The following is a 17491-nucleotide window of genomic DNA, read 5'->3' on the forward strand; positions in this document are numbered from 1 at the left end:
ACGATTGCAAATGGCGTGCCAGTTGGGTGATATTTCCATAACCAATTGAAATTATTAGAATATATGTGTGGGTTTCTTTCTTGTAGATGCAGAATTGTGCGATATATCGCACAACAATGTTGTGTTCTGTGCGAATATATGCACACATCGCGTTATGGATGATCATCCGGAGCAATTGCCTGAGCCTTCTCATTCGACCGACGTGTCTGGTTGGAAAAACAAGGCTGTTCTGATCTTCTTAGCGGCGCTGATCATCATCGTAGCGCTTTTCGTGGCGGGTAATGTTGGCCGCGAACGGGGGTATGAAATTGTAACGGAACGTGCACGAAGTACAGCCGAATTGAATGCTGTCCTGCTGCGTACGGTACTTGAAAAGCAAAGAGCAGTTCCTTTTGTCCTGTCACAGGACAGGGACGTTATCAATGCGCTTTCCACCAGCAGTGAAAGCCAGCTGCAACGTCTCAATCATAAGCTTGAAAGTCTCATTGCAGGCACTGGTTCAGCAGTGATTTACCTACTTGATGCGAACGGACTGGCTATCGCCGCGAGCAACTGGAACGAGCCCATCAGTTTCGTTGGAACAAATTACAGTTTTCGGCCCTATTACACACGCGCAATTCGAAACGGCAGTGCAGAACACTATGCCCTTGGCACGGTCAGCAAGCGGCCTGGGCTTTATATTTCAAAACGTATCGATGGGCCGACGGGTTCGTTGGGTGTCATCGTCGTTAAGCTGGAATTCGATGAGATTGAGGCGGATTGGCGCCGTAACAGCGATCCGACATTGGTATTGGATCAACGTGGTATCGTGCTGGTCACAAGTTTCCCCGACTGGCGTTTTATGACAGAAACTGTCATTCCCGCTGAGCGCATGGGGCCGCTTCGCGAAAGCCTGCAATTTGGTGGAGCACCATTGGAGGCGCTGGATATTTCTCCGGCCATACCAGAAGCGCAGCCGGATATCGTTCGAGCAAGATTGCCGGGTGCCCCGTCCCGAAGAGAGTTTGTACGGGTTCAAACGCCGGTCCCGACCACAAGCTGGAAACTGCAATCCTTGACGCCGGCTGCGCCAACGGTGACCGAATCGGTCCGTACGGCCCGGTTGATTACATTGCTCTTCCTTGCCCCTCTGCTGGGTTTCACGGCTTTCTTCCTTCGCCGCCGCGGGTTGGCGTTGCGCCGCGCGCATGAGCAGGAGGTGGCCCGGATCGAACTTGAGCGTCGTGTCGCTGCCCGAACTGCAGATTTGAGTGCGGCGCATGCCGAACTGGTCATGCAAGCGGAAGAGCGTCAGAAAACGGAAACAAAACTTCAGTCGGTACAGTTGGAGCTTGTGCAGGCGAACCGCTTGGCGATTCTAGGTCAAGTGACTGCGGGGGTTGCCCATGAGATCAACCAGCCAGTGGCTGCAATCCGATCCTATGCTGATAATGCTGCGACATTTTTGGGCCGCAATCAGGTCGACCCTGCCAAGGACAATCTGAAGGCAATTGCCGGGCTCACGGAGCGCATAGGAAGTATCACAGACGAACTCAGGACCTTTTCCCGCAAAGGCACCGGGGAGTCTGGTCCGGTCAGTGTCAGTGATATCATTGAGGGTGCGATGTTGCTTCTAGGGAGCAGGTTTCGCCAGCGTGCCGGACAAATCCTGACTGAAATGCCGCCGCCTGACGTGAGGGTCTATGGCAACCGCATCCGGCTCGAACAAGTTCTGATCAATCTCATGCAAAACGCGCTTGAGGCGACAGAAGGCGGGCCGACCAGCAAGATCAGTGTTCGATATTCGATTGACGAAGACGAACTGCGATTGATTGTTGCCGACAATGGGCCGGGGATACCGGATTCAATCATGCAAATGCTTTTTACACCATTCAACACATCCAAGGATCGGGGGCTGGGACTCGGGCTGGTGATTTGCCATGACATTGTCGCCGAATATGGCGGACACATTGAGGTTGAAAGCAGCTCTGCCGGAACCGAGTTCACCGTGCATCTGAAAAGGGTAATCTGACTATGGATTCAAATCATGTTGCCTTTGTTGAAGATGATGATGACCTTCGTGCGGCAAATTGCCAGACGCTTGAATTGGCGGGATTCAAGGTGCAGTCATTTTCCAATGCAATGCTTGCTTTGCGATTCCTGACGCCGGACTTTCCGGGTGTCGTTGTTACCGATGTGAGAATGCCCCACATGGACGGACTTGAACTGTTTCGGCGTTTGCAGGAAATGGACTCTGATCTGCCGGTCATCCTGATTACCGGACATGGTGATATTGATATGGCTGTCGAGGCGATCCATAAAGGCGCTTATGATTTTATTGCCAAACCCTATCCTGCCGATCGCCTCGTACAAAGTATAATGCGAGCGTTAGAGAAGCGTCGGCTGGTTATGGAAAACCGGCAATTGCGGCTGGCAGTGGAAAGCATGAACGAGTCCTTGCCGCTCATTGGCCAAACACCGGTTATGCAAAATCTTCGAAAGACCCTGCGCCATGTGGCGGGTGCCGATGTAGACGTATTGGTTGCCGGCGAAACAGGGACCGGAAAAGAGGTTGTTGCCGGACTTTTGCATGAATGGAGCAGGCGCAAACAGGGGAATTTTGTTGCTCTCAATTGTGGAGCGCTACCGGAAACAGTCATAGAGAGTGAGCTTTTTGGCCACGAAGCTGGAGCCTTCACAGGTGCCCAGAAAAGGCGCGTCGGCCGCATCGAGCACTCAAGCGGCGGAACCTTATTTCTCGACGAGATTGAGAGCATGCCACTTTCAACCCAGGTGAAGCTTTTGCGCGTTCTGGAAAGCCGGGAAATTACACCACTTGGTACCAACGATCATCGACCGGTCGATTTACGTGTGGTGGCTGCGGCCAAGGTTGATCTTGGAAGCGCTGATCAGCGCGTCAATTTTCGCGAAGATCTGTTTTACAGGCTCAATGTCGTGACTGTTTCAATTCCCCCGCTCCGTGAGCGACGCGATGACATCATGCTTCTGTTTACGCATTTTCTGCATCGCGCTTCTGCAAGATTTAAGACAGATGCGCCTGAGACGACAGCGGCACTGCGTTCCTATCTCATGGAACATAACTGGCCCGGAAATGTGCGGGAACTGGTGCATTTTGCAGAACGAACAGCACTTGGTCTTGATAATATCGAAACGACAAAATCAGACATTGAAAGTGATGGTTCGAGTTTGCCGCAAGCCATGGAGCGATATGAGGTACGGCTCATCCAGCAAGCCTTGGCAGCAAATGGCGGTGATGTGCGCTCTACCATCAAAGCACTGGGCATCCCCCGGAAGACATTTTATGACAAACTACAGCGTCACGGAATCGACCGGTCAGATTACGTTGCTGGCAATTAATGCTCCAGATCGCGGGGAGCCTTACGGCCAAAGGTTGTATATGGCGGAGAGGGAGGGATTTGAACCCCCGATGGAGTTGCCCCCATGCCGCATTTCGAGTGCGGTGCTTTCAACCACTCAGCCACCTCTCCGCGTCTGGGATCAACGTCGAGACCCCGTATTTATAGTGCCGCGATGCCCCAAAGGGCTTGGCTTGAGCGTGCGACGCGCTTGATAGCGGGCAAAGCGCGCAGATACAAGAGCAATTTTGCGTTAAATTTCTTGACTCCACGTCGATCCTGATCTTATAAGCGCCCAACGACTGGCGTGGGGGATTCTCCGCGCCGTTTGTTTTTGAATTCGGGTACCTTCGTTCTTATGGATAAAAGTGCCTTTCGATCAATCTGTCACGACTGACAAAAAGACGGTTATTGCCGGGAAATCGGCAGAAAACCGAACCGAACGCCGAAAGGGCACAAAATGTTCGCAGTCATCAAGACCGGTGGTAAGCAGTATCGCGTTGCCGCCAATGACCTACTCAAGGTCGAAAAAGTTTCCGGCAATGCTGGCGATATCGTACAGTTCGCAGAAGTTCTGATGGTCGGCGTTGGTGCCGATGCAACAATCGGTGCTCCTGTTGTCAGCGGCGCGCTGGTCACAGCCGAAGTTGTTGAGCAGGGCCGCGCACGCAAGGTTATCGCCTTCAAGAAGCGCCGTCGCCAGAATTCGAAGCGCACACGCGGTCATCGTCAGGAATTGACAACGATCCGTATCGCTGAGATCCTCACCGGTGGTGCGAAGCCTTCGAAGACTGCCGCTGAAAAGCCGGCCAACAAGAAGCCTGCAAAGGCAGAAGTTGCTGCAGCTGACGCGACAGAGACCAAAGCCGCCCCAAAGGCCAAGGCTGCGCCCAAGAAGGCTGCTGCCAAGGCTGAGAAGCCCGCTTCGGGCGAATAAGAACAGGTTTAAAGGAGCAATCCCATGGCACACAAAAAAGCTGGTGGTTCGTCACGCAACGGTCGTGATTCAGAATCAAAGCGCCTTGGCGTGAAGAAGTTCGGCGGCGAGCGCGTTCTTGCTGGCAACATTCTCGTTCGTCAACGTGGCACCAAATGGCACCCAGGTGTCAATGTTGGTCTTGGTAAGGACCACACTCTGTTTGCGCTTGAAGCAGGCACAGTTTCTTTCCGTACCAAAGCCAACGGCCGTAGTTTCGTGTCGATCGTCACCCCGATCGCCGAAGCAGCAGAATAGCCGGTCATGCTTGAAGCACCGGCGTCCCATCGGACCCGGTGAAAAAATGGCAACCGCCAAAAGATCAAAGGGAGATGGGGCACTACCCGTCTCCCTTTTCGTATCTGGAGGAATGAAAAATGGTTGCTGATATATTTGAAGAAGAAGATGAGCGGCTGGATCTGATAGACTGTCCGGTTCTCGTTACGGAACGCCTCGTTTTGCGCGCGCCTCACATTGAGGACGTGGATGCAATTGCCAATCTTGCCGATAATCTGCGTGTGGCAGAAATGCTGTCACGCATGCCGCACCCCTACACAAAAGCCCATGCGGTTGATTTCGTGCGCCGCGCCAATGCGGGCGAGATTGGCAAATGCGTCTACGCTATTACCCTTGCTCAAACTGGAACCTTCGTCGGTTGTTGCGGCATCAATTATCGACGTGGTGCAGGCAAAGACGAACTGGAGATAGGTTACTGGCTTGGTGAGCCACATTGGGGCAAGGGGTATGCGACCGAAGCTGCTCATGCGTTGGTGGATCTGGTGTTTCGCGCAACGCAGGTGGAAAAGCTCTACGCTTCGTGCCGCGTGTCAAACATTGCATCGCGCCGGGTGCTCTATAAAAGCGGGTTCCAGTATACCAATACCGGTATGATGGATTCCATCAATGCGGGAAATGTTCCGGTGGAGCGCTATATGCTGGACCGGCGTACCTGGATTGGTCTTCGGAGTTGGACCTCCTAATGCAGGTATGGTGAATGCCGGGGTATGACTTCCGGCTCCGCCTATCAAAAATCAAAGCGCCGGTTCCCGAACGGCCATACGCCGGGAACTGGCCAGTTTTATTCTCGCTGGAATTGCTGTATTGCCTGCGAGCGACACAAAAGGACTGAAATTCCATGAAGTTTCTCGATCAGGCGAAAGTCTATATCCGCTCCGGCGACGGTGGTGCCGGTTCGGTGTCGTTTCGCCGTGAAAAATTCCTGGAATTTGGTGGTCCCGATGGTGGCGATGGCGGTCGTGGCGGTGATGTCTGGGCCGAAGCTGTCGATGGCTTGAATACGCTGATTGATTATCGCTATCAGCAGCATTTCAAGGCAAAGACCGGCATGCATGGCATGGGCCGGGACATGACCGGTGGCAAGGGCGCGGACGTCATTTTGAAAGTGCCGGTTGGCACGCAGATATTCGAGAATGACAATGAAACTTTGATTGTTGACTTCACAGCCGTAGGACAGCGCTATCGTCTGGCCAAGGGTGGCAATGGCGGCTTTGGTAACGCGCACTTCAAGACTTCGACCAATCAGGCACCACGTCGTGCCAATCCGGGCCTTGAGGGTGAGGAACGCAATCTTTGGCTCCGACTGAAACTGATCGCTGATGCAGGGTTGCTCGGCAAGCCCAATGCCGGCAAGTCAACATTTCTTGCCAGTGTCACGGCTGCCAAGCCCAAGATCGCCGATTATCCCTTTACAACGCTACATCCTAACCTTGGCGTCGCGCGGGTCGACGCTCGTGAGTTTGTTATTGCCGATATCCCCGGCTTGATCGAAGGTGCTCATGAGGGCGTCGGCATCGGTGACAGGTTCCTTGGTCACGTAGAGCGGACACGCGTCCTTTTGCATCTGATCTCGGCTCAAGAAGAAAATGTTGCCGAAGCGTACAAGACTGTTCGCAATGAGCTGAAAGCCTATGGCGGTGGCCTTGCTGAAAAGCTTGAAATTGTCGCTTTGAGCCAAATAGATACGTTGGATGCGGCGGCGCGGAAGAAGAAGATTGCGGCATTGAAGAAAGCGTCCGGTGTTGAGCCGATGCTCTTGTCGTCGGTTAGCCGCGAAGGTGTTGAGCAGGTATTGCGCGCCTTGTCGGCGATTATTCTGGATTCCCGAAAATCGGAAGCGCCCGTAGAGGACGACAACCGTTACAAGTATTGAGTGCCGAAATGTCCGTGAAATCCACACAATACCGCAGTGACGGCGAGCAGGTGGTGGTAAACAACTTGCCAAAGTTGCACGCCTATCGGCGAATCGTCGTGAAAATCGGTTCGGCACTGCTTGTTGACAGGACCAGCGGATTGAAACGGCAATGGCTGGAAAGCCTCGGTGCCGATGTAGCGGCACTTGCCGCCTCCGGTGTGGAAGTGATGATTGTCTCGTCGGGTGCAATCGCCCTTGGCCGAAACGTGCTCGGTCTGCCGAAAGGTGCTTTGCGGCTGGAAGAAAGCCAGGCTGCTGCGGCTGCAGGACAAATCGAACTGGCAAAGGCTTATGCCGAGGTCTTGAGTGGGCATAGCCTGCGTGCAGGTCAAATCCTGCTCACACTGGCTGATACGGAAGAGCGGCGACGATATCTCAATGCACGCGCTACGCTCAGTACATTGTTGCGATTGAAGGCCGTTCCGGTCATCAATGAAAATGACACGGTGGCGACTACGGAAATTCGTTACGGTGACAATGACCGCCTTGCCGCTCGTGTTGCAACGATGATGAGCGCTGATCTCTTGATCCTGCTTTCGGATATTGATGGGCTCTATACGGCTCCGCCGCATCAGAACCCGGATGCACAATTCATACCAATGGTCGAGGCAATTACGCCCGATATCGAGGCCATGGCAGGAGCGGCGGCTTCCGAATATTCACGCGGCGGCATGAAAACAAAACTTGATGCCGGCAAGATCGCAAATGCTGCGGGCACGGCGATGATTATTGCTTCGGGCACGCGGTTGAACCCGCTCAAGGCCATTGATGATGGTGAACGCGCGACTTTATTCAGAGCAAGTGCTTCGCCGGTAAATGCTTGGAAAACGTGGATTTCCGGTAATCTGGAACCATCGGGACGATTGGTGATTGACGAGGGAGCACTCGTTGCGCTGAAATCGGGAAAATCGCTATTGGCGGCAGGGGTTCGCGAAATTTATGGGCAATTCATGCGCGGTGATACTGTTGCCGTGGTGGGGCCTGATGGTCATGAGGCAGCGCGGGGTCTCATCGCCTATGATGCGGCAGATGCCTTAAAAATTGCTGGACGCAAGACGAACGAGATTGCGGAAATTCTGGGATATGATGCCCGTTCAGCGATGATACACCGCGATGATCTGGTGGTGCGAGCAGCAAAGCGCCTTGCTGTTGCGAAGGAGTAGAAAATGTTGACACGTACCGGTGCGAACACTTCGGAAGCTGAAGCCATTGTTGAATTGATGGCTGAAACCGGCCGCAAGGCGCGAGCTGCTGCGCGTCCATTGGCTATAGCATCGCCGGAAGTTAAGACTGCAGCACTCTTGGCAATGGCAGATTCTATCGAGCGCCGCAAAGTCGAAATTTTGCAAGCCAATGAGCGCGATATGGCTGATGGCACAGCTGCAGGAATGACCCCTGCGTTGCTTGACCGGCTGAAACTTGATGAAAAACGGATCAGAGGAATCGCCGAAAGTATACGCACTATTGCTGAATTACCTGATCCAGTCGGCCAAGTTATTGCACAATGGGATCGACCTAATGGTCTGCACATTGAGCGCGTTCGTACTCCGCTCGGCGTTATCGGTGTGATTTATGAAAGCCGCCCAAATGTGACCGCCGATGCTGGAGCGCTCTGTCTCAAGTCCGGCAATGCCGTTATCTTGCGCGGCGGCTCGGATTCGGCAAATTCATCACGTGCGATCCATGCAGCACTTTCAGACGGTCTGGAAGCGGCGGGACTGCCGCGCGATGCAATCCAATTGGTGTCAACGACAGATCGTAGTGCCGTTGGGGAAATGCTCAAAGGTCTCGATGGCAATCTCGACGTTATAATCCCCCGTGGTGGCAAGAGCCTGGTGGCCCGTGTTCAATCAGAGGCACGCGTTCCGGTTTTTGCGCATCTGGAAGGGCTCTGCCATGTCTATATTGATGGATCAGCTGACCTTGAGCTGGCGCGCAAGATCGTTGTGAATGCCAAAATGCGCCGGACAGGCGTTTGTGGATCTGCCGAGACGCTTCTTGTGGACCGTCTGATTGCACCAACGCATCTTACACCTCTGCTGGATGATCTCGCTGAGGCCGGTTGTGAAATTCGCGGTGACGCGCAGGTCATCGGGCTTTATCGAAATGCGAAAGCGGCGACGGAAACGGATTGGTCAACCGAGTATCTGGATGCGATCATTTCCGTGAAACTGGTCGATGGTATTGATGGAGCCTTGGAGCATATCAATCACTATTCCTCGCATCACACGGAAGCTGTTATTGCAGAGGACCAGAATGTCGTGGAACGCTTCTTCAACGAAATCGACTCAGCGATTCTTTTGCATAACGCATCGACACAGTTTGCTGATGGCGGTGAGTTTGGCATGGGCGCCGAAATTGGTATCGCAACCGGAAAGATGCATGCGCGCGGTCCCGTTGGCGTCGAACAACTGACTTCGTTCAAATATCGTGTCCGCGGTACTGGTCAGATACGTCCGTGACGTTTCGAGCAGCGAGCATTTCCGGCATTAGCGATGCGCATCTGCGCATGCCTTTTGTCGAAAAGGGCATGGCTGTTGGTTTGTTTGGTGGGTCGTTCAACCCTCCGCATGCAGGGCATGCCTTGGTTGCAGAAATAGCCATGCGCAGGCTGAAGCTCGACCAGCTCTGGTGGATTGTCACGCCCGGAAATCCGCTGAAGGACAAGCGTGAGCTGGCGCCGCTGTCTGAGCGTTTGGAAAAGTGTGAAGCGCTGATTCATGATCCACGGGTGAAAGTTACCGCATTTGAGGCGGCTCACCATATTCGATATACAGCCGATACGCTGGCGCTGATAAAACTGCGTAATCCAGGCGTGCATTTCGTATGGATAATGGGTGCGGATAGTCTGGCAGATTTTCATCGTTGGCAGCGTTGGCAGCAGATTGCCTCGACCTTTCCGATCGCCGTCATCGACCGCCCCGGATCAACGCTGGCATTTCTTTCGTCGCGTATGGCCAAGACTTTTGATTATGCCCGTATTGATGAAGATGATGCTCCTTTGTTGACACGCTCGAGAGCGCCTGCATGGACATTCATTCATGGGCCAAGGTCGTTGCTCTCCTCTACGGCAATACGCAACGGCAAAGTAAAAAAAGGCAGCTGAAATAATCTGTTGCTGGTTAGATCAAGATGATGTCTTGAAACTGCTATGCAACTCTGCCTATCTTATACGTGTGCAGCGAGTTCAATAGCTGCGGCGCGTTGTTCTTAAGGGAAAGGAAATACACTGAGAACAGCAATTCAAAAGAAGGAAGCTTTGGCTCCTTCCTCGGCAGAGATCAGCGGTATCAATACCGTCGCTCATGCCCTCAAATCAGTGCTTGATAGTCTTGAAGACTCCAAGGCTGAACAAGTTGTCCCCATCGATCTTCGAGGCAAATCCGTCATCGCTGACCATATGGTCATCGCGTCCGGTCGTTCGCATCGCCATGTTACGGCGGTTGCCGATCAGCTCCTTCGGACTTTGAAAGAGAACGGATACGGTAATAACGCCAAGGTTGAAGGTCTTAGCAGCGGTGACTGGGTGTTGATCGACACAGGCGACATCATCATCCACATTTTCCGCCCCGAAGTGCGCGAGTTCTACAACATCGAAAAGATGTGGCAGGCTCCCGAACTTGATGGGGAAACCGTACACTAGGGTCGAACAGCTCTGGTGTTCCACAGGCCGGCAAGAGTCCGGTATGGTGCGGGTTAAATCTTAACTCTGCCGGACTGGAGTATCATGCGGATCAGTATTTTTGCCGTGGGCCGCATGAAGTCCGGCCCTGAGCGTGAACTGGCGGATCGCTATCTCGACCGGTTCAAAAAGACTGGCGCTTCGTTAGGTCTCGAATTTTCGTCAGTGACGGAAATCGTGGAAAGCCGTGCGCAACAGGCAGATTTGCGAAAACAGGAAGAGTCCGCTCAGCTATTGAGGGCCCTTGATGCCGGTGGTGTGCTGGTGCTTCTTGATGAGCGGGGCAAGACCATGCCGTCAGAAGCATTTGCATCCAGTATCGCGAAGTTTCGTGACGAAGGAAAACGTCAGCTTTTGCTGGCGATTGGCGGGCCAGATGGTCACGATGCCGCTCTGCGAGAGCGTGCTGACCTTGTTCTTGCGCTGGGTGCCATGACCTGGCCGCATCAAATTGTTCGTATTCTTGTCGCCGAACAACTTTACCGGGCGACAACAATACTTTCCGGTCATCCATATCATCGTGTTTAACGAAAAATGCTTTCAGAACACAATTCACAACGATCACGAGAAGCGGCTGGCTTCGCTGTGAACCAGATCGGAAATAAAACCTGATACCGCGGTTATGCGGCGAAGGGTGCGCACTGATTCATGATAAGAAAGCCAATAAGATCGGCGGATTTTTCGTTCCGGCATAATTGCAATAAGGTCATCGTGCTCACGGGCGATGAATGTATGAAGAATACCTATTCCAGCACCCGCCTTGACGGCTTCGACCTGCCCCAACGCACTCGATATTTCAAAAGCAGGGTGCCATTCGCGGGTAATTTCCGGCGCATAATTCAGTGACTGGCTGATTACAAGATCGTCGACATAGCCGACGAGTCGGTGTTCGGGTAGTTCTTCGATTGATTGCGGCGCTGGATGGACAGCTAAGTAAGCGCGGCTGGCGTAAAGGCACAGACTATAGTCAACCAGTTTCCTTGCCACCAACCGACCTTGATCGGGACGGTCAACGGTTATGGCAATATCGGCTTCGCGCCGCGACAGCGAGAAAGAGCGCGGAACCGGAACGAGCTGGATTTTGAGATCCGGATAGCTTGCTGTCAGCTTGGCAAGGCGCGGCGCCAGGAAGGTTACGCCAAAGCCGTCCGGAGCGCCTATGCGAACCGAACCTGATATGGCTATGTCAGCATCTCCAAGGGAAGAGCGTGCAGCCAGCATTTCCGCTTCCATACGCTCACCTGAAAGAAGAAACTCTTCTCCTGCGCGTGTCAGTTCGCAACCGTTCGTGCGCCTTGTCAGCAGCTTGGTATTAAGCGCCGTCTCTAGAGCGGTAAGGCGTCTTGCCACCGTTGCGTGATTAACGCCAAGCCGTTTCGCTGCGCCGAGTATCTGACCTGAACGCGCTACGCTCAGGAATATACGAACGTCATCCCAATTCATTGACTGCCTCCTGGTGTACTTTAATTTTTGCACAACAGGTGCGCTTTTGCACGTCTTGCATTTAATATTTTGAAGCGCCTATGATGCTGCATACGAACATGATCAAAGGGAGGTTGCTCGCAATGCGCGAAGTTGGACATTTTATCGGCGGCAAGCATGTCGCTGGCACAAGCGGTCGCACGACCGAAATTTTTCAGCCCATGGATGGGACAATTCAGGGAACTGTCGCACTGGCCACCCCGGCCGAAGTTCGCGCAGCCGTTGAAAACGCAAAGGCAGCACAGCCTGCTTGGGCAGCAACCAATCCTCAGCGTCGCGTTCGCGTCATGCGCAAGTTTCTTGAACTTGTTGAGGCCGAGTATGACTCACTGGCCGAGCTTTTGGCCCGTGAACACGGCAAGACTATTCCTGACGCCAAGGGCGACATCCAGCGCGGTCTGGAAGTCGTCGAAGTTTGCCTGGGCGCGGCTCACATGCTCAAGGGCGAATTTTCTGACAGCGCGGGTACGGGCATTGACGTCTATTCAATGCGTCAGCCGCTGGGTGTTGTTGCAGGCATTACGCCGTTTAACTTTCCAGCGATGATCCCGCTTTGGAAAGCCGGTCCTGCAATCGTATCGGGCAATGCCTTCATCCTGAAGCCTTCGGAGCGAGATCCAGGCGTACCGATGCGACTTGCCGAACTCTTCATTGAAGCTGGATTGCCGGCTGGCATTTTCAATGTGGTCAATGGCGATAAGGAAGCCGTGGACACACTGCTTGACGATCCAGACATCAAAGCGGTCGGCTTTGTTGGATCCACGCCGATTGCTCAGTATATTTACAGCCGCGCAACGGCAAATGGTAAGCGTGCGCAGTGCTTCGGTGGCGCCAAGAACCATATGATTATCATGCCGGATGCTGACATGGACCAGACGGTCGATGCGCTGATCGGTGCAGGGTATGGCTCGGCTGGCGAGCGCTGTATGGCGATTTCGGTCGCTGTTCCTGTAGGCAAGGAGACAGCTGACCGTCTGGTTGCAAAGCTCATTCCGCGCGTTGAGGCTCTCAAGGTCGGGCCGTCTACTGACCTGACTGCAGATTACGGCCCAGTTGTTACGAAACAGGCGCTTGAGCGTATCCAGAACTATGTCGACCTTGGCGTGAAGGAAGGCGCGAATCTCGTTGTTGATGGGCGTGGCTTCAAGATGCAGGGTTATGAAAATGGCTACTATATGGGTGGCTGCCTGTTCGACAATGTGACGCCTGATATGCGGATCTACAAAGAAGAGATATTTGGGCCAGTGCTTGGTATTGTCCGCGCTGACACCTATGAAGATGCTCTGCGCCTGCCGAACGAACATGAATATGGCAATGGCGTTGCAATTTTTACGCGTGACGGCGATGCGGCACGTGATTTCGCGTCACGGGTACAGGTCGGTATGGTTGGTATTAACGTGCCAATTCCTGTGCCAATCGCTTATTACACATTCGGTGGTTGGAAAGGTTCCGGCTTTGGTGATTTGAACCAGCATGGTCCGGATGCATTCCGCTTCTACACAAAGACAAAGACTGTCACATCCCGTTGGCCTTCGGGCGTCAAGGATGGTGCGGAGTTTGTTATTCCGACGATGAACTAAGCTGTTCTACTGGAATAGAATTAAGCCGCCAGCAATTTCGTTGGCGGCTTTTTTTATGGTGCAAGTACTCTGAGATGTTCGATCAGTTTCCTCGCTGCGGCTTCAGCTTCTTCCGGATTGCGGTCGATAATCGCTTCAATCAGCGCTTTGTGCGCTGCAACTGACTGTTGCAGCCCGCCAGGCCTTTGCAAGCGAAACCAGAAACGCCGGCTGTGCGTTTGCAGGGGCGATGCGAGGCGGGCTGCAAATGGATTTCCAGCGGCCTGACCCAGTATTGTGTCAAAAGTCTTGTCCGCCGTCAGGAAGGCAGTGACATCCTCTAAAGTCACAGCTTTGCTCATAGCGTCGGAGGCTTCACTTAATCTGTGATGGTGCAACTGTGCACCATATTGGGCTGCACCGCGTGCCAATACGCGTTCTACTCCCTCACGCGCATCCAGAACTTTGGAAAAATCCTGCGGGTTCAATTCCGCAATTGCTATGCCTGAACGGGGGCGGATCTCCATCAGACCTTCCCATGCAAGCTTCTGCACTGCTTCTCTGACCGGAGTTCGCCCCATTCCTGTTATGTCTGTCAATGCACGCTCATTAACGATTGCACCGGGCTCAAGCTCAAGCGTGACAATCATCTCTTCAATCTGCCGGTAGGCCAGTTCAGCGAGGCTTTCGCCTGATTGTACGGGTATATGTGCATTGAGTTGAAACATGAGGCAGGGTCTTTCAATGAAACGATTGACAGGGGCACACCCTACAGATATATTTCTGATATATCAACAAGGAGTACGATCATGTGGTCAGGTGTTCTTCCCGCGGTTACCAGCAAATTCACTGATGATGATAGGCTCGATCACAGCGAAATGGAACGCTGCTTCTCTTTGCTGATGGAGGCTGGCTGCGATGGTCTGATCGTCGCCGGCTCGCTTGGTGAAGGCCCCATGCTCAGCCATGATGAAAAACTTGAAGTGCTGAAAACAGCGCAGGGTGTCGCCAAGGGTAAGCCGGTGCTGCTGACAATCAATGAAGCAGCGACGCGTGATGGTGCTGCTCTTGCCAAACGCGCTGCCAAGGCAGGTGCGGATGGGCTGATGCTTGTTCCAAGTCCCATTTATCATACAGACCCGGAAGAGACGGTTACGACGCTGAAAGCCGTTGCTGCTGCGGGCGATCTTCCGGTTATGATTTACTCAAACCGGATCGCCTATCGTGTCGATGTCACCAGCGCGATCTTGTCTGAGCTTGCCTCGGATGATCATTTTGTTGCGATCAAAGAGTCATCAGACGACATTCGCCGCACGACAGATATCATCAATGATTTCGGTACACGTTTCGATCTGTTCACCGGTGTCGACAATCTTGCTTTTGAAGCATTGACGGCCGGTGCTGTCGGCTGGGTTGCGGGGCTTGTAACAGCTTTCCCGAAAGAAACGGTGGCCATCTACAGGCTTGTCCTTGCAGGTCGTTATGCCGAAGCGCTGGCGATCTACCGTTGGTTCCGTCCGCTTCTTGATCTCGATGTTTCAACCTATCTGGTGCAGAACATTAAACTGGCAGAGGTTTTGGAGATCGGGACCAATGATCGTGTACGCTTGCCGCGCCAACCTCTGCGTGGAGCACGCCGAACATCGGTTGAGAAGACAGTCATGGATGCGATAGCGTCGCGTCCGACATTGCCGGCGCTCTAAATTTCATGTCACTTTACTGATCATGCAAAGAGACAATACCGACATTCTGATTATCGGCGCCGGCATTGTCGGCGTGGCGACAGCAGCTGCTCTTGCAGAGAGTGGCCATAAAGTTCTCGTCGTCGACTGTCAGGGTGTGTGTGAGGGAACCAGCTCCGGCAATGCCGGAGCTCTGGCTTTCTCGGATATATTGCCGATGGCCTCCAAGGGCGTACTGGCAAAGGTACCCGGCTGGTTGTTAGATCCGCTTGGACCCTTTACGATCCGTCCGTCTTACTTTCCTAAACTTTTGCCTTGGCTGTACCGCTTCTGGCGTTCCAGCAGTGCCGAGATGCTTGAGCGCACGGTTCAGGCGCAAGGGGCAATGATGCGTCTTGCTGAGCCTGAAATGCTCGGGCTGATGCAACGTGCCGGTATCGATCATATGATCCGCGAAGATGGTTCATTGGAGCTTTATGAGAGTGAAGATGAGCTCAACGCTTCATTGTCTGGATGGAACGCAAGACGATCTGCCGGAATTGCCTTTGAGCATTTGCGAGGAAGTGAATTGCGGGAATGTCAGCCGGGGCTTTCCCCCCGTTTCATTGCCGGGACGTTCGTTCCCGGGTGGAAAACCGTCAGTGACCCAAAACATGTCGGCCAAGGTTTGTGGGACTATGCGCAGCGAAATGGTGCAGTTTTTTATCAAGGCGAAGCTGCCTCAATAAGCACAGGCGAACACGGCGCGATTGCGCATTTTGCTGACGGCCAAACCATCAATGCTGCTAGGATCGTGATTGCAGCAGGAGCCTGGTCGCACCGCCTGGCCCGAAATCTCGGCGACCGAATACCGCTGGAAACGGAGCGTGGTTATAATACGACACTACCAGTTGGCGCATTCAACCTGAAACGGCAACTTATCTTTTCCGGGCATGGATTTGTGGTTACCCCACTCGAGACCGGTGTGCGTGTCGGCGGTGCCGTGGAGCTAGGTGGACTGAAATTGCCTCCCAACTATAAGCGCGCTGAAATCATGCTGAGTAAAGCTGAGCAGTTCATGCCTGGGTTGCAATCAAAGGATGGGCGCCAGTGGATGGGGTATAGGCCTTCGACGCCGGATTCTCTTCCAGTTATAGGTACCTCCCAATCAACAGATAGAGTTTTCTATGCTTTTGGCCATGGTCATCTCGGACTTACTCAATCTGCGGTAACCGCCCGGCTAATCAGTGATCTGATTGGAGGGCACACGCCCTCGATACCGATTGCCCCCTATAGTCCCAAACGCTTCAGGAGCTAGTTCAAATGGCACGTCACTCATTCTTTTGCGTAGATGGCCATACTTGTGGAAATCCAGTACGGCTGGTGGCTGGCGGTGGCCCGAATTTGACCGGTGCGACGATGATGGAAAAGCGTGCGCATTTTCTTGGCGAGTTTGACTGGATAAGAACGGGTTTGATGTTCGAGCCTCGCGGACATGACATGATGTCGGGCTCGATACTTTATCCGCCGACACGTGATGATTGCGATATCGCTATCCTGTTTATCGAAACATCCGGATGCCTTCCCATGTGCGGCCATGGTACGATTGGTACCGTGACAATGGCGATCGAACACGGACTGGTCACGCCAAAAGTGCCGGGTGTTTTGCGATTGGACACCCCAGCCGGGCTTGTCGTCGCCGAGTACACACAAGAGGGGCAATACGTAACGAGTGTGCGAATCACCAACGTGCCTGCTTTCCTCTATGCGGAGGCTCTGGAAGTGGAATGCCCGGATCTCGGCACACTCGTTGTCGATGTGGCCTATGGGGGGAATTTTTATGCGATTGTGGAATCGCAGGCCAACTACAGGGACATGGCTGATTACAGAGCGCTGGATTTGATCGGCTGGAGCCCTGTACTGCGGGAACGATTGAACGAGCGCTATACAATCGTTCACCCGGAGAATCCCGGGGTCAACAAGCTTAGTCATATCCTGTGGACCGGTAAGCCAACGGTCCTTGGGGCCCATGCCAGAAACGCTGTATTCTACGGCGACAAGGCCATTGATCGCTCACCCTGCGGCACGGGCACATCAGCGCGTATGGCGCAACTTGCGGCCAAGGGAAAACTCAAACCGGGTGATGATTTTGTCCATGAATCGATTATAGGTTCGCTGTTTCATGGGCGGGTTGAAGAGGCGCTGAGCGTTGGAGAAAAGCCTGCGATCGTTCCATCCGTGGCGGGGTGGGCGCGTATGACGGGTTATAATACGATTTTTATAGATGATCGCGACCCCTTTGCTCACGGTTTTGTGGTGAAGTAACGCTTTTTGCTGCATTGCGAAATTTGGGCTCTGCTGGTGATTTTTTCTAAAATGGACGGATGTGCTGCAGAAAACACCAAAGGCCAGATAAAATTTGGTGTAAAATTCCGGAGAATCTATGCCAGCAAATAAGAAGTGTATCGCCGATTCCAAAAAAGCAGTTGCTTTCTGTATGGCAGGCGCTAGGTGTAATGACGTTGGGGCAACAGTAACCGGATAGAAAAACCGGACAAGAAAC

At 53.3% G+C, this 17491-nt stretch carries 17 protein-coding genes and 1 tRNA gene; 15 read left to right on the top strand and 3 right to left on the bottom strand.

What is annotated here, in order from left to right:
• The first annotated feature begins 154 nt into the window (after positions 1 to 154).
• Positions 155 to 2011, top strand: coding sequence for a sensor histidine kinase (locus ACYJL1_RS03440; protein ID WP_460897046.1), 1857 nt, complete (start codon positions 155 to 157; stop codon positions 2009 to 2011).
• 2 nt (positions 2012 to 2013) lie between these two features.
• A complete protein-coding gene (locus tag ACYJL1_RS03445) occupies positions 2014 to 3357 on the top strand; it encodes a sigma-54-dependent transcriptional regulator (protein WP_460897047.1) in 1344 nt (447 codons plus the stop codon).
• Positions 3358 to 3398: 41 nt separating this feature from the next.
• Here ACYJL1_RS03445 and ACYJL1_RS03450 read toward each other — a convergent pair.
• Positions 3399 to 3488 (bottom strand) — tRNA-Ser (locus ACYJL1_RS03450).
• Positions 3489 to 3816: 328 nt separating this feature from the next.
• Here ACYJL1_RS03450 and rplU point away from each other — a divergent pair.
• The 9 genes from rplU to rlmH all read left to right on the top strand — a co-directional run bounded on the left by rplU (position 3817) and on the right by rlmH (position 10754).
• The gene (gene rplU / locus ACYJL1_RS03455; RefSeq protein WP_008121909.1) at positions 3817 to 4293 is read left to right on the top strand and encodes a 50S ribosomal protein L21; all 477 of its coding nucleotides are present in this window, start codon (positions 3817 to 3819) and stop codon (positions 4291 to 4293) included.
• Between the two features lie 24 nt (positions 4294 to 4317).
• Positions 4318 to 4590 carry a 50S ribosomal protein L27 gene (gene rpmA, locus ACYJL1_RS03460; RefSeq protein ID WP_115054309.1) on the top strand — a complete coding sequence of 91 codons (273 nt, stop codon included), beginning with the start codon at positions 4318 to 4320 and terminating at the stop codon, positions 4588 to 4590.
• A gap of 119 nt (positions 4591 to 4709) precedes the next feature.
• The gene (locus ACYJL1_RS03465) at positions 4710 to 5312 is read left to right on the top strand and encodes a GNAT family N-acetyltransferase (RefSeq protein ID WP_460897048.1); all 603 of its coding nucleotides are present in this window, start codon (positions 4710 to 4712) and stop codon (positions 5310 to 5312) included.
• 155 nt (positions 5313 to 5467) lie between these two features.
• Entirely contained in the window at positions 5468 to 6502 is a 1035-nt protein-coding gene (gene obgE, locus ACYJL1_RS03470; protein ID WP_460897049.1) for a GTPase ObgE, read from the top strand.
• A gap of 8 nt (positions 6503 to 6510) precedes the next feature.
• On the top strand, positions 6511 to 7707 hold the full coding sequence (gene proB, locus ACYJL1_RS03475) for a glutamate 5-kinase (protein WP_460897050.1): 1197 nt from the start codon (positions 6511 to 6513) through the stop codon (positions 7705 to 7707).
• 3 nt (positions 7708 to 7710) lie between these two features.
• A complete protein-coding gene (locus ACYJL1_RS03480; protein WP_460897051.1) occupies positions 7711 to 9006 on the top strand; it encodes a glutamate-5-semialdehyde dehydrogenase in 1296 nt (431 codons plus the stop codon).
• A gap of 47 nt (positions 9007 to 9053) precedes the next feature.
• Positions 9054 to 9650 carry a nicotinate-nucleotide adenylyltransferase gene (locus tag ACYJL1_RS03485; RefSeq protein ID WP_460897918.1) on the top strand — a complete coding sequence of 199 codons (597 nt, stop codon included), beginning with the start codon at positions 9054 to 9056 and terminating at the stop codon, positions 9648 to 9650.
• 153 nt (positions 9651 to 9803) lie between these two features.
• Positions 9804 to 10187: a ribosome silencing factor gene (gene rsfS, locus ACYJL1_RS03490; protein WP_460897052.1), complete on the top strand. Its 384-nt coding sequence runs from the start codon at positions 9804 to 9806 to the stop codon at positions 10185 to 10187.
• Positions 10188 to 10271: 84 nt separating this feature from the next.
• Entirely contained in the window at positions 10272 to 10754 is a 483-nt protein-coding gene (gene rlmH, locus ACYJL1_RS03495) for a 23S rRNA (pseudouridine(1915)-N(3))-methyltransferase RlmH (protein WP_460897053.1), read from the top strand.
• A gap of 33 nt (positions 10755 to 10787) precedes the next feature.
• Here the strand turns inward: rlmH and ACYJL1_RS03500 are convergent, their stop codons facing one another.
• Entirely contained in the window at positions 10788 to 11669 is an 882-nt protein-coding gene (locus ACYJL1_RS03500) for a LysR family transcriptional regulator (RefSeq protein WP_460897054.1), read from the bottom strand.
• A gap of 122 nt (positions 11670 to 11791) precedes the next feature.
• On the opposite strand from ACYJL1_RS03500, the gene ACYJL1_RS03505 reads away from it, so the two are divergent.
• Positions 11792 to 13288 carry a CoA-acylating methylmalonate-semialdehyde dehydrogenase gene (locus ACYJL1_RS03505; protein ID WP_460897055.1) on the top strand — a complete coding sequence of 499 codons (1497 nt, stop codon included), beginning with the start codon at positions 11792 to 11794 and terminating at the stop codon, positions 13286 to 13288.
• Positions 13289 to 13341: 53 nt separating this feature from the next.
• Here ACYJL1_RS03505 and ACYJL1_RS03510 read toward each other — a convergent pair whose 3' ends face one another.
• Positions 13342 to 13995 carry a GntR family transcriptional regulator gene (locus ACYJL1_RS03510; protein WP_460897056.1) on the bottom strand — a complete coding sequence of 218 codons (654 nt, stop codon included), beginning with the start codon at positions 13993 to 13995 and terminating at the stop codon, positions 13342 to 13344.
• An 81-nt stretch (positions 13996 to 14076) separates the two neighbouring features.
• Here ACYJL1_RS03510 and ACYJL1_RS03515 point away from each other — a divergent pair, with 81 nt between their 5' ends.
• From ACYJL1_RS03515 to ACYJL1_RS03525, 3 genes are read left to right on the top strand one after another with little or no spacing between them, the layout of a single operon-like run.
• Positions 14077 to 14970 carry a dihydrodipicolinate synthase family protein gene (locus ACYJL1_RS03515; RefSeq protein WP_460897057.1) on the top strand — a complete coding sequence of 298 codons (894 nt, stop codon included), beginning with the start codon at positions 14077 to 14079 and terminating at the stop codon, positions 14968 to 14970.
• A 22-nt stretch (positions 14971 to 14992) separates the two neighbouring features.
• The gene (locus tag ACYJL1_RS03520; protein WP_460897058.1) at positions 14993 to 16246 is read left to right on the top strand and encodes an NAD(P)/FAD-dependent oxidoreductase; all 1254 of its coding nucleotides are present in this window, start codon (positions 14993 to 14995) and stop codon (positions 16244 to 16246) included.
• 5 nt (positions 16247 to 16251) lie between these two features.
• A complete protein-coding gene (locus tag ACYJL1_RS03525; RefSeq protein ID WP_460897059.1) occupies positions 16252 to 17253 on the top strand; it encodes a 4-hydroxyproline epimerase in 1002 nt (333 codons plus the stop codon).
• Positions 17254 to 17491 lie beyond the last annotated feature (238 nt).

It is taken from the genome of Phyllobacterium sp. K27 (assembly GCF_054796155.1).